At 62.7% G+C, this 12,239-nt stretch carries 14 protein-coding genes and 1 pseudogene; 11 read left to right on the top strand and 4 right to left on the bottom strand.

Annotation, left to right across the window (positions count from 1 at the left end):
* The first annotated feature begins 91 nt into the window (after positions 1 to 91).
* The 6 genes from CHB96_RS25270 to CHB96_RS25295 are packed head-to-tail and all read left to right on the top strand — an operon-like array spanning position 92 to position 6,168.
* Complete coding sequence (locus CHB96_RS25270) at positions 92 to 1,393, top strand: MFS transporter (RefSeq protein WP_281254457.1); 1,302 nt, start codon at positions 92 to 94, stop codon at positions 1,391 to 1,393.
* Positions 1,390 to 2,199, top strand: a complete 810-nt coding sequence (locus CHB96_RS25275) for an HTD2 family dehydratase (protein ID WP_089251513.1) — start codon at positions 1,390 to 1,392, stop codon at positions 2,197 to 2,199. The genes CHB96_RS25270 and CHB96_RS25275 overlap by 4 nt, the downstream gene beginning before the upstream one ends.
* A complete protein-coding gene (locus tag CHB96_RS25280; RefSeq protein WP_089251515.1) occupies positions 2,196 to 3,032 on the top strand; it encodes an HpcH/HpaI aldolase/citrate lyase family protein in 837 nt (278 codons plus the stop codon). The genes CHB96_RS25275 and CHB96_RS25280 overlap by 4 nt, the downstream gene beginning before the upstream one ends.
* Positions 3,025 to 3,822, top strand: a complete 798-nt coding sequence (locus tag CHB96_RS25285; RefSeq protein ID WP_089251517.1) for an enoyl-CoA hydratase/isomerase family protein — start codon at positions 3,025 to 3,027, stop codon at positions 3,820 to 3,822. Before CHB96_RS25280 ends, CHB96_RS25285 begins: the two co-directional genes overlap by 8 nt.
* Positions 3,819 to 5,015, top strand: coding sequence for an acetyl-CoA C-acetyltransferase (locus CHB96_RS25290; RefSeq protein WP_089251519.1), 1,197 nt, complete (start codon positions 3,819 to 3,821; stop codon positions 5,013 to 5,015). The genes CHB96_RS25285 and CHB96_RS25290 overlap by 4 nt, the downstream gene beginning before the upstream one ends.
* Entirely contained in the window at positions 4,990 to 6,168 is a 1,179-nt protein-coding gene (locus CHB96_RS25295) for a CoA transferase (protein WP_141136556.1), read from the top strand. Before CHB96_RS25290 ends, CHB96_RS25295 begins: the two co-directional genes overlap by 26 nt.
* 13 nt (positions 6,169 to 6,181) lie before the next feature.
* Here the strand turns inward: CHB96_RS25295 and CHB96_RS25300 are convergent, their stop codons facing one another.
* From CHB96_RS25300 to CHB96_RS25310, 3 genes are all read right to left on the bottom strand, one after another.
* Positions 6,182 to 6,448: a WhiB family transcriptional regulator gene (locus tag CHB96_RS25300; RefSeq protein WP_089251521.1), complete on the bottom strand. Its 267-nt coding sequence runs from the start codon at positions 6,446 to 6,448 to the stop codon at positions 6,182 to 6,184.
* Positions 6,445 to 7,302: a MaoC/PaaZ C-terminal domain-containing protein gene (locus CHB96_RS25305; protein WP_217899988.1), complete on the bottom strand. Its 858-nt coding sequence runs from the start codon at positions 7,300 to 7,302 to the stop codon at positions 6,445 to 6,447. Before CHB96_RS25305 ends, CHB96_RS25300 begins: the two co-directional genes overlap by 4 nt.
* Before the next feature lie 184 nt (positions 7,303 to 7,486).
* Positions 7,487 to 8,398, bottom strand: coding sequence for a pyridoxamine 5'-phosphate oxidase family protein (locus CHB96_RS25310; RefSeq protein ID WP_089251525.1), 912 nt, complete (start codon positions 8,396 to 8,398; stop codon positions 7,487 to 7,489).
* A gap of 102 nt (positions 8,399 to 8,500) precedes the next feature.
* Here CHB96_RS25310 and CHB96_RS30445 point away from each other — a divergent pair.
* Both CHB96_RS30445 and CHB96_RS30450 read left to right on the top strand, forming a co-directional pair.
* Positions 8,501 to 8,674 (top strand): annotated as a pseudogene (locus CHB96_RS30445) (ABATE domain-containing protein); the annotation flags it as partial.
* Positions 8,675 to 8,693: 19 nt separating this feature from the next.
* Complete coding sequence (locus CHB96_RS30450; protein WP_245866176.1) at positions 8,694 to 8,861, top strand: CGNR zinc finger domain-containing protein; 168 nt, start codon at positions 8,694 to 8,696, stop codon at positions 8,859 to 8,861.
* A 10-nt stretch (positions 8,862 to 8,871) separates the two neighbouring features.
* Here CHB96_RS30450 and CHB96_RS25320 read toward each other — a convergent pair whose 3' ends face one another.
* Complete coding sequence (locus CHB96_RS25320) at positions 8,872 to 9,690, bottom strand: Fpg/Nei family DNA glycosylase (RefSeq protein WP_089251527.1); 819 nt, start codon at positions 9,688 to 9,690, stop codon at positions 8,872 to 8,874.
* A 165-nt stretch (positions 9,691 to 9,855) separates the two neighbouring features.
* On the opposite strand from CHB96_RS25320, the gene CHB96_RS25325 reads away from it, so the two are divergent.
* From CHB96_RS25325 to CHB96_RS25335, 3 genes are all read left to right on the top strand, one after another.
* Entirely contained in the window at positions 9,856 to 10,320 is a 465-nt protein-coding gene (locus tag CHB96_RS25325) for an SRPBCC family protein (protein WP_089251529.1), read from the top strand.
* 148 nt (positions 10,321 to 10,468) lie between these two features.
* Complete coding sequence (locus tag CHB96_RS25330) at positions 10,469 to 11,194, top strand: GntR family transcriptional regulator (protein ID WP_217899989.1); 726 nt, start codon at positions 10,469 to 10,471, stop codon at positions 11,192 to 11,194.
* Between the two features lie 20 nt (positions 11,195 to 11,214).
* The gene (locus tag CHB96_RS25335; RefSeq protein ID WP_089251533.1) at positions 11,215 to 12,216 is read left to right on the top strand and encodes an ADP-ribosylglycohydrolase family protein; all 1,002 of its coding nucleotides are present in this window, start codon (positions 11,215 to 11,217) and stop codon (positions 12,214 to 12,216) included.
* Positions 12,217 to 12,239 lie beyond the last annotated feature (23 nt).

Genomic DNA, 12,239 nt, shown 5'->3' on the forward strand with positions numbered 1-12,239 from the left:
GAGAGAACCGATGTCCCTTTCAGCTTCGAACCCCATGCCGCACAACACTGATACAGCAAGTCCGGTCGTGAAACGCACCAAGGTGCGTTTCATGATCGTCGCGCTCTTGTTCATCATCTCGACTCTCAACAACGCCGACCGCGCCATTCTGTCGATCACCGGTACCGAGATCCGTGCCGATTTCGGGTTCAGTGCAGTCACTCTCGGCTACATGTTTTCGGTGTTCGCGTGGGCATACATGCTCGCGCAGATCCCGGGCGGCCGATTCGTCGACCGGTTCGGTGTCAAGCGCATCTACGCGATCAGTATCTTCGTCTGGTCGTTCTTCACGCTCCTGCAGGGCTTTGCGCCGATACTCGGAGTCGGAGCAGCGGTCGCTGCGCTGTTCGCGCTGCGAATCGGCGTCGGACTTGCCGAAGGTCCGGCGTATCCGGCGAACGGGCGCGTCGTGGCCACCTGGTTCCCGACGTCGGAACGCGCGACGGCGTCGGCGATCTTCAATTCGGCCCAATACGCTGCCGCCGTGGTTTTCACGCCTCTGATGGCGTGGCTTACTCACGACCACGGTTGGGAGTCGGCCTACTTCTTCATGGGCGGTCTTGGCATGGTGCTGACCTTTGGGTGGTTGTGGCTCTACGACCAGCCGCGGAAGCACCGCATGGCCAACGACGCCGAGATCGAGTACATCGCAGCGGGCGGTGCACTCGTCGACATCGAGGAGACTTCGACGGTATCCGGAGACTCCAAGCCGAAGATCAACTCCTGGAACGTCGTCAAGCAACTTCTCTCGAGCCGGATGATGATCGGCCTCTACGTCGGTCAGTTCTTCATCACGACCATTGTCTACTTCTTCCTGACGTGGTTTCCGATCTACCTCATCCAGGAACTGGACATGAATCTGCTCGACGCCGGACTCACCGCGGCGATTCCCGCGATCTTCGGCTTCACCGGTGGAATTCTCGGAGGACTGCTTTCGGATCGGCTACTCAAGCGCGGCGCGTCGCTGACCGTTGCACGCAAGGTGCCGATCGTCATCGGACTGTCGTTGTCCACGTGCATCGTTCTGTGCAACTTCACGTCCACCGAAACCGTTGTCATCCTTCTGATGGTCCTCGCGTTCTTCGGCAAGGGACTCGGAAGTCTCGGTTGGACGTTGGTTTCCGACACGTCACCGAAGGAGGCGGCGGGCCTGTCGGGCGGATTGTTCAACACCTTCGCCAACGCCGCGGGCATCACGACGCCGATCATCATCGGATACATCGTCGATGCCACCGGATCGTTCGACGGCGCCCTCCTCTTCGTCGGTATCAGTGCGGCTCTTGCTGTCGCGAGCTTCCTGCTCATCATGGGCAAGGTCAGCCGCGTCGAACTGAAACTGGATGCCCCTGCATGAGTTTCGACGACTGGATCGGCCGCACCGAGACCGGCACGGACACCTTCACCACGGCACACAACGCACGACTGGCAGCCATCGGCGACCATCCGAGAATCCCATGGTCCGATCTCGCTCCGCTGGGACATTGGACAGGCTTCACACCGACCACACCGCAGTCGAATATCGACACCGACGGGCACCCACGTCGCGGTGAATTCATGCCGCCCGTGGATCTGCCCCAACGCATGTGGGCCGGGGGTTCGGTGCACTTTCACGGCCCGATACCGCTGGGCGCCCCGGTTCGGCGAGTGTCGACAATCGCAGACGTCACGGTCAAAGACGGCTCTACCGGTCGGCTGGTGTTCGTCGAGGCCGGTCACGAACTCACCGTCGACGGGACGACCGTGCTGTCGGAAGTGCAGAACATCGTCTACAAGGACGGTTCGTCGCCGACCGCCGGCGTCGAGGGTAGGGCCGAACCCGACTTCTCACGGACGCTGACACCGGACGCTGTCCTGCTGTTCCGATACTCGGCGGCCACGTTCAACGCCCACCGCATCCACTACGACCGAGATTACGCAACCGGAGTCGAAGGGTATCCGGACATTGTCGTTCAGGGGCCGTTGACTGCAACGCTGCTGCTCGACGCCGCATCCCGCTATCGACGGGTTCCGTTTGCGGCGTTTCGTTTTCGAGGGAGAGCACCGATGTTCGGCGGAAAGGCCATGTCGCTGAACGTGTTCGACCGGGATGGTGGACTCTCGATGGAGGCAGTCGACGAGTCCGGTCGACTGGGCATGACAGCGGAGGTCGACTTCGCATGATGCACTGGACCACATTGTTGTTCGTGCCCGTCACTGCGCAGCGGTTCGTCGAGACCGCCCACACCAGAGGAGCGGACGCGGTGATCCTCGACCTGGAAGACTCGATCTCCGAACACGACGTTCCTGCAGCGCTCGCAGCTCTCCCGGCTGCGGTGGAATCCATCAGTCGCCGGGCGGTACCGGTAGTGGTGAGGATCGGACGGGCATCCGACCTCGCTACCGTGGTACGGCCGGGAGTCTCGGCCATCATGGTTCCGAAAGTCGCTTCAGCGAAACAACTTCGATTGCTCGACGCCGACCTTCGGCGTGAGGAATCGGCCGCAGGCATCACCGAAGGCTCTATCGGAGTGCTTGCCCTGATCGAGGATCCGGCAGCGGTATTCGTTCTGCACGAGATCGCGTCGGCGCCTCGCGTCATCGGTATCGGCCTCGGTAGTGAGGATTTCGCAGCTGCTCTCGGCGTCGAACCGACACCCGCAGCACTCACCGTGCCGGCCCAGTGGGTTGCACTCGCAGCCGTGGCGAGCGGGGTCATGGCCCTCGGGCTGCCGGACACCCTGGCGAACTTTCGTGATCTCGAAAGACTGCAGTTGGCTGCGGAGTCCGCTCGCGCAGTGGGTATGACCGGGGCGCTCTGCATACATCCGGCGCAAGTTCCGGTGATCGATCGAGTGTTCGCGCCCAGTGCCGCAGAGGTCGAGTGGGCCACCGCCGTCACCCGTGCGTGGAAGGACACCGACAGCGGTGTCATGGCGATCGCCGGAACCATGATCGACAAGCCGGTTGTTCTTCGCGCTGAACGCATCCTGGCCAGAAGGGTCACACATGTCTGAGATCTTCGTGCGACTCGACCGGTCAGGGCCGGTTGCCACACTGACACTGGACAATCCGCCACTGAACGTGGTGACGCTGGGTCTGACTCGGCAACTGTCGGACCACCTGGATGCCCTTGCCATCGACCCCGAAGTCCGCGCAGTGGTGATCACCGGTGCCGGGTCACGGGCATTCTGCGCAGGTTCGGACATCACCGAATTCACGGACATGATGGAGCCGGGTCAGGTCGTGGACAAAAAACTTCGGCGCCAGAACGAGATATTCTCGTTCCTGGCGAACTACCCGAAGCCGACGGTCGCCGCCCTGAACGGTCTCACATTCGGCGGTGGCCTCGAAATCGCTCTGTGCTGCGATCTTTTGGTTGCCGATGAATCGATTCGGTTGGCGCTGCCGGAGATCAAGCTGGGTGTCTTTCCGAGTAGCGGCGGTACGTTTCGCGCAACCCGCCGAATCGGCGTCGGACGTGCCAAGCGACTGATTCTCCTGGGCGAGCCAGTGGACACCGCAACTGCGCTGGATTGGGGACTGATCGACTATGCCGTCCCTGCTGGAACCGCAGTGGCCGCCGCGCAGAACACCGCCGCAACTCTGGCAACGCGTCCGACCTACGCGCTCGAGCTGGCCAAGTCCGTCATCGACATGGCCGACGACGCCACGGAACAAGTCTTGATCGAGGCATCTCTGGCAGCAAGCGACCAGGCCTTCAGCTCACCGGAATGTCGCGAAGGGGTTCGCGCATTCCTCGCCAAGGAGACCCCGGACTTCGAACACCACAGGGAGAGAACATGAGACGAGCTGCCATCGTGGCCCCGACGCGCACCGCGATCGGAGCCTTCGGAGGAGGGTTGAAGAACGTTGCCGTCGAGGATCTCGGCGCCGCAGTGGCGACCGCGGTCGTCGAGCGCAGCGGAATCGACCCAGCGGTGATCGAGGACATGGTCTTCGCGCAGTCCTATTCCAACAGTGAAACCCCCTGCGTCGGGCGCTGGATCGCACTGCAGGCAGGGTTCCCGATCGATGTCGCCGGCATGCAGCTCGACCGCCGCTGCGGCGGCGGTCTGCAATCGATCGCGACCGCGGCGATGATGATCCAGAGTGGCGCTGCCGACGTCGTCATGGCGGGCGGTGTCGAAAGCATGAGCAACGTCGAGTTCTACACGACCGACATGCGTTGGGGTTCGAAGCAAGGCTCGGTGAAGCTCCACGATCGGCTCGATCGCGGGCGTGAGCGTGCGCAACCCGTCGAGCGATTCGGCTACATCTCGGGAATGATCGAAACAGCAGAGAATCTTGCGCGTAAGTACTCGATCACTCGCGACGAAGCCGACGCGTTCGCAGTGCAAAGCCAAGTGCGAGCAGCGGCCGCGTGGGACGAAGGTCGATTCTCCGACGAGGTCGTGCCGGTGAAAGTCCCTCAACGCCGCGGTGACACAGTCGTTTTCGACAGGGATGAAGGAATCAGAGCGGACTCGTCGGTCCAGAAATTAGCGAAACTGCGATCGATCATGCCCGACGGTACAGTCACCGCGGGTAACGCGTGCCAGCAGAACGACGCGGCCGCAGCATGTCTCGTCGTCGCCGAGGATCGACTCGACCGTCTCGGACTCACCCCCATCGGCTTTCTGCACGGGTGGGCCGCCGTCGGATGCGAGCCGTCGGAGATGGGCATCGGACCGGTACCTGCAGTGCGCAAGTTGCTGACCAAACTTGGGCTGAGCCTGGCGGACATCGATCTGATCGAGATCAACGAGGCCTTCGCGGTGCAGGTACTGGCTGTGTTACAGGAGTTGAACATCGAGGATCAGTCGATCGTGAACGTCAACGGGTCGGGAATTTCGCTCGGCCACCCGGTCGGAGCCACCGGCTCGCGCATCATGACGACCCTGCTGCACGAGATGAAGCGGCGTGGAGCGCGATACGGTGTGGAGACCATGTGCATCGGAGGAGGACAGGGCATTGCAGCAGTCTTCGAATCGGCCTGACAGTGCGCCGCTTGCAGGCCTGACCGTCGTGGAGGTGTCCGCGTTCGTCGCAGCGCCGCTGGGCGGAATGACGTTGGCGCAGTTGGGTGCCGAGGTGATTCGCATCGATCCGATCGGCGGCAACATCGACATTAATCGGTGGCCGGTGACGGCCGACGGCACCAGCATCTACTGGGCGAGCCTCAACAAGGGCAAGAAGTCGGTGACTCTCGATCTCCGCAGCGACGAGGGCCGCGAACAGGCAACCCAGCTCATGGTCGACGCAGGCATCGTGCTGACCAACCTGCCTGCTCGCGGTTGGATGGGGTACGAGCAGTTGGTGCAGCGGCGAGAAGATCTGATCATGATGCGTCTCACGGGAAACTACGACGGCAGCTCCGCGGTCGACTACTCGGTGAACTGTGCGAGCGGATTCCCCTTGGTGACAGGCGATTCCGATCGGCCTGTCAATCACGTCCTGCCGGCGTGGGATGTTGCCGCGGGGCTGTATCTCGCTACCGGCTTGCTCGCCGCCGAGCGTGTTCGGAGGCTGAGCGGGTACGGCCAGGAGGTGACGATCGCATTGTCCGACGTCATGCTCGCGACCGTCGGAAATCTCGGCTACCTCGCCGACGTGCGGGTCAACGGCACCTCGCGACAAGCCGACGGCAATTCGTTGTACGGCGGATTCGGCCGAGAGTTCCGCACGTCCGACGACCGTGACGTGATGGTGGTTGCTCTCACCACCGGACAGTGGAAAGCGCTGACCAAGGCCACAGGGCTGGGGGACAAGCTCGCGATGATCGAGCCGATGCTGGACGTCGACCTGTCCACCGACAGTGGTCGGTATGCGGCCCGCTACGCTATCGCCGCTGTTCTCGAACCTTGGTTCGCCGCAAGAACTCTCGCTGAGGTCGGGTCCCTCCTGGATGCTGCGAGTGCATTGTGGGGTCCATATCGGACGTTCGAGCAACTGCTCGATGAGGACCGACGGTGCTCCACCGACAACCCACTGTTCGCCGAAATCGAGCAACCCGGTATCGGCACTCTACTGACCCCTGCGGTGCCTCTGTCGTTCGGTCGTAGCGCTGTCCCGTCGGCACAGGCGGCCCCTGTGCTCGGAGCAGACACGGTGAGAGTGCTGTCCCGCTCGGGGTTCGATCGAGCCGAGTAGGACGTGTGGGTTGCTAGGTATCGGCGCGTTCGGACGCCGTCAGGCCACCCCAGATACCGTATGGCTCAGCACTTTCCATTGCATGCTGACGACAGTGGTCGAGCACGGGGCACGACGAACAGATCCGCTTGGCGGCGGCTTCGTGATAACGCAGCGTCGGGCCTCTGAGGCCCGGCGGTGGGAAGAACGTGGCCGACTGAACCCCGCGGCACCGCGCATCGAGTTGCCAATCCCAGTGCTCGACGACGGGTCTGAGCAGTGCAGCGACTGTGTCGGTCATTGCTGGATGTCGATTCGACCGCGGTCCAACGCGACGACGCCCCTATCGGGAACGGTGGTCCGGACGGAGACGACCGAACCGTCCTGCCACATGTCGTGCCGCAACGTTTCGCCCGGGTACACGGGAGCTGTGAACCGTCCGCTCATTGCGGTGAACTTCCGGACATCCTCACCCAGAACGCATCTCGACACTGCATGTGCCGCCATCCCGAAGGTGGCCAAGCCGTGCAGGATAGGCCGTTCGAACCCTGCATCCGTCGCGATCTTCGGGTCGGCGTGCAACGGGTTGTAGTCGCCACTGAGGCGGTAGAGCAGAGCTGACTGGGGGAGGGTGCGGACGTCGTGTACCCAGTCAGGACGACGGTCTGGAAGGCGGTGCGGTTCGGGCGTACTGGTCGTCGTGCCGCCCTGCCCACCGTTCCCGCGCAGCATCGTCGTCTGTCCGATCGTTGCGAGGAGCGTGCCGTCGATGTCGCTGACGGTTCGGCGGAGGTAGAGCAATGCGCCCTTCGCCGGTCCCTTGTCGACGATCTCGACGATCTGCGTACGGCCGATCACTGTGCCGGCCGTAGGAATCGGTGCATGGAGGCGAATGGACTGTTCGGCGTTGACAAGTCGCTTCCAATCGATACCGGTGTCGGGATCGCGCGCCCAGAACCCCGGGTACCCCAGGACGAACGGAAAGGTCGGAGACGGAACGAGTCCATCCTCGTACACGTACCGGAGTCGGTCGAAATCGACTGGATCCGAACCCAGGCCGAGGCCGAGCGCGTACAGCATGGTGTCGCGCTCGGTATACGTCTGGGTGATCGGAGGGAACTCTCGCTCGACCAGCGAGTGGGGATCGAATCTCACATGTTCAGTGGACCAGGACGGCGGTCCGCTCGGTATGCGGAAACGTCGTTCCGTAACGAGTGATTCGGGATCGATATCGCGGCAGCGTTGTCGGCGGCGTGTCAACCGGCCGCGCTTCTCGTCTTCCTGTGTGTGAGTCATCAGCGGTCCGATGGTCGGAGGATTCGCTACAGAGGAACGACGCTCACGCGGAGCCTCGCTCTCTGACCGCAGGATTGAAACGCGAGAGCTCCGCCTCGCTCCACCGTAGGGCAGTGGCGTCGGGAATGCGGATGACTCTCTCGACGTCGAAGTCGACGAGGCGCTCTGCGCCCGGCACGGCAGCGGCGTGCTCGTGATCCCAATCGACGGAGGCAGTGCCGGTCAGATGGAGCAGCGTCCCGGTCATCCACTGCGGCAACACTATTCCGGCTCTCGGATTGATCTCGAAGTTCCCGAGTGTATTGAACATCGAGTTTCCTGCATAGTCGGGCCACTGCATATGCGTCGGGCTGATCATGCGCAGGAAGCCGGGATTTCCACCGCGGTGCGAGACATCGGCGTTGCCGTCCCGATCAGCGGAGGCCACGAAGAAGGTATCCGCCGACCGAACGAACTCCTGGTCGGCCACAGAAAGTTCACTGCTCGACTGAGGCTTACCCGGGCCGCCTTCTCTCCACGTCGGCTCCCGCTTCTGAATGTACTTGGGGCAGTTGGGATAAATCTCGTCGAGATCGATTCTCAGGCCGTCGGGCATCGGGTGTGAAGTCCCGCTCATCCGGACGCGCCGCCGCGCGCCTGGCTCGAGCGCGAGGAGACCGACGCGGGTGGATGAATCGAGCACGTCATGTAGAGGGTCGTCGGGTCCAGGCGTTGCTGCGACGTCCACGGTGGTCGGGGTCGTGGCGGAAATGAACCCGGGCAGTCCGGCGAGGAGGGTGGCCCAGACGGCGCCCGCCTGGTCGACTGCGCTGACGACGAGCATCGGTTGCTCGGCCAGAAAGTCGACGACGACCGGTGGAATCTCATGCCTGATGACCGACGCAACGCGCTCGGCCTGTGCTCGCACTCCGGCTCGCTCTTGCGCAAGGATTTCGCCGCGGTGGTAGACGGTCACGTCCGACTCCTGCTTTCGAGCTAGAAGAAACCGCAAGTCGGAACCGCCCCAGCAGGAGCGGGCGCGCCCTGCACGCCGGCAGGAGAGCCGCTGCCGCTCGACTTGCTGAATACGCGCTGGATCGATGACGACGGCGACCATGACCTGCTGAGTCTTCCAAACGGGCTCGCGATCTGGTTGGCGTCGGCCGGCCTCGCTGACGAGGTGGTCGAGTCGCCTGAAACTCTCGAGGCGTTGCTGGTGACCCGCGAGTCGTTGCTTGCGGTTGCACAACCGGACGTGGTCGAACCCGAGCATGCTCGTGAACTGCTCAACGGCACGTTGCTGCACGGACGAGTCCTGCGACTGCGTGTTGCGGTTCTACGACGTATCGAAATCCGATGCGCGACGGTGGTGCTCGATGTCCGCGTGTGGGAACCGATCGAAGGCGCGAAATCACTACGCGCGCAATCGTCATCGCTGAGCTTGCTGCGTCATGATTGCTCCTTCGAGCACCACCATGTGGTTCGCCCACCGACGGTTCCGCGGGACATGGGTGACCCGCAGCGCGGGCAGGTTGCATCGGCTTTTCGGAACGGGATGACTTCACCGGTATGGACGCCGCCTTGTCGGATTGCGGACCGGATGGCGCGTCGCAGCACCACTCGCAGCTCGTCCAGTTCCTCGGTTGTCAAGGTCTTGGCTTTGCGCGCCGGGGACAATGCGCACTGCCACAGAACCTCGTCGGCGAGCAGGTTTCCGATGCCGGCGATGGCGGCCTGATCGAGCAATCTCGCTTTCAAAGGCGCTCCACTGGAACCGATTCGGTCTCGAAAGTCCTGTCGCGAGATTTCGGCTGCGTCGGGCCCCAATGCGTCGATGTCGGGTTCGAGCCGCACTCGACCCAGTCGGCGCTTGTCGAACAATCGCAGCTGGCCGCCGTCGTCGAACGTGATGGCGAAGCGTGTCCACTCCGGTTTGTCCGTATCGCGTTCGCCGACGTGCGGATCCCCGCCCCCGTACTGGGAGGTCTCGTCTCCGTCGGGTGCGGTCACGATCACCCGCCCACCCATTCCGAGGTGGATTCCAAGGGTGGGTCCGCCTGTGCCGTCGGCCGTCTCGGTGTCACACCACATGGCTTTCCCACGCCGACGCGCTGTGGTGAGAGTGCCGCCTTCGAGCGCGCGGCGGATATCACCAGGTCGATGTGGACGGCATTCGTAGGTGTCCGAGTCGTCGATATCGGTGATGACCCGACCGAGCGCCTTTTCCACGACCAAGCGAGCGTTCTCCACTTCCGGTAATTCTGGCACCGTAGCGACCTACCCCCATAGACCGATCTCTACTCGTTTGCTCGCCTTTGTACACCGGATCTTCAGGCGACCGTCCGCCGTCCCGCCAGCCGAAGAGGCCGATCCGGCCATATGACGAAGTGGCTCGACGTTGCCGAATCCGAGAACTGTAGGCAAGGTTGAGTAATGAGCGACACCACGAAGGTCACTGTCGAACGCACCATCGAGGCGCCCGTCGACGCCGTTTTCGATGTCCTCTCCAACCCCGAACGGCATCCGGCGCTCGACGGCTCCGGCTTCGTCCGCAGCGTCGATCACGCCGATCGAATTCAGCGTGTCGGCGAAGTGTTCACGATGAACATGCAGGGCGATCACATGGGCGGCGAGTACCAGACCGACAACCATGTGTCCGGTTACGCGAAGGACAAGTTACTGGCGTGGAAGACGGCGCCCGCAGGAACCGAGCCTCCCGGATGGGAATGGTTGTGGGAGTTGGAGTCTCAGGGGCCCAACGAGACGCTGGTCCGTCACACGTACGACTGGTCGAAGGTCACCGACAAGAAGCTACTCGAGCAGGTGAAGTTCCCGCTCGTCACCGAGGATCAGTTGAACGACACCCTCGGTCGACTCGCGACGGAATCTACGTCCTGAACGATTCTTCGATGACGTGGTAGCAACGCACCACCGGGCCGTGATCGCTGTTCTTCGGAACGTGATCACGGTCCTTTTGTCATCTTTGGTACTGGAAAGGTTGTACAGGTTCTGTACAGGTTTGGTCCCGGCATGTACCGTAGCCCTCATGTCCGAGCCCACTATGACCCAGCGCACACGTCACAAGCGCCATCAGGTGCTGACTGCGCTGAAAGAGACCATCGAGTCCGGTGGCCTCCCGAACGGTTCTCTGCTGCCGGGTGAGAACGAGTTGGCGCGTGAATTCTCGGTCAGTCGCGGAACCATACGATCCGCGCTCAGTGATCTCGAAGAGCAGAAACTGATCAGGAAGCAGACCGGTGTCGGATCTCTGGTGACGTTCGACGGTCATCAGATCGAGACGGCCGAGGGTTGGGCGCGGGCACTGTCGTCGGCCGGGGTGGACATGCTCACGCACACCCTGCGGCTGGAGAAAATCGTCGATCCCGAGCTTGCTGCCGAAATGGGCACGGCAGCAGTAGAGTTCATCGCCGTCGATCGTGTCCGCCACGTCGTGGACGGTCGACCGGTGTCGTTGGAGCGGAGTCGAATTCCCGCAACCGGAACATTGGCGACACTGCCTGACACCGGTCTGGTGGGTGGATCCCTCACCACCACTTTGGCTGCGGCGGACCTGATCGTCGCGAGCGGTGAGCAATGGGTGTCGGTGATACCGGTCGACGCGATCGACGCCGAGATTCTCGAGGTACCTGTCGGAACGCCGTTTCTGCACAGCATTCGCGTCAGTCGTGACGCATCCGGTCGTTTTGTCGAGAAGGTCGCGAGTTTGCTCGCGCCCGATCGCTTTCGCATGCACCTCTCCTTTTCCTCCTGAATTCACAAGGACTTTCATTCATGACTTCTGTACGTGATCGTGCTCTCGGCGCCTTCTACGGTGTGGCGCTCGGTGATGCACTCGGAATGCCGACGCAGTCGATGCGGCGCGAGGAGATCGTCGAGGACTACGGACACTTCACCGGCTTCGTCGACGCAGGTCCGCGTCAGCGCATCGCAAACGGGATGAAAGCCGGGTCGATCACCGACGACACCGAACAAGCAATCATGCTGGCGGAGTTGATCATCGAAGGCGATGGTGTAGTCGACCCGTCGGCGTTCGCGAAGGCTCTCATCGAGTGGGAACTCGACATGAAAGCGCGTGGATCACTCGACCTGTTGGGGCCCTCGACCAAGCAAGCCGTCGAACGGATCCTGGCCGGTACCGACCCGAACGAGGCCGGTAGATTCGGCACCACCAACGGTGCGGCGATGCGGGTCACCCCAGCTGCCATTGCGGTGTCGCTCGACGGAGGTGTCGGAGCATTCGTCGACGCGGTGTATCTGTCGAGTTTCGTCACGCACAACACCTCGCTCGGAATCGCCTCTGCCGCAGCGGTTGCCGGCGCCGTCAGCGCTGGTATCGATGGCGCGAGTCTGGCCGATGCCATCGGTGTCGGAATCGCAGCCGCAGCCGAGGGCGCCACCCGTGGACACTGGAGCGCCGGCGGTGACATCGCCACCCGCATCACCTGGGCCGTCGAGCATGTGAAAAACAGTGACAACAAAGAACTTTCGACGACGGTATCCGACCTCATCGGAACCTCCGTCGCATCCCAGGAATCAGTGGTAGCAGCCTTCGCTTTGGCTGTTGCGTACGACGACCCGTGGGACGTCGTCCTTGCGGCTGCACGAATCGGCGGCGACACCGACACCATCGCCGCGATGGCCGGTGCCATCCGCGGTTCCGTCAGCGGCATGTCCGCTTGGCCCGCAGACGCCGTTCGTGTCGTCACCGAAGCCAACTCGCTCAGCTTGCATTCCGTCGTCGATCGACTTCTCGCTCTCCGACACACGAACTGACACAGTTCGACTCACCCTGGAGC

The sequence above is a fragment of the Rhodococcoides kyotonense genome, from assembly GCF_900188125.1.
Taxonomy (GTDB): domain Bacteria; phylum Actinomycetota; class Actinomycetes; order Mycobacteriales; family Mycobacteriaceae; genus Rhodococcoides; species Rhodococcoides kyotonense.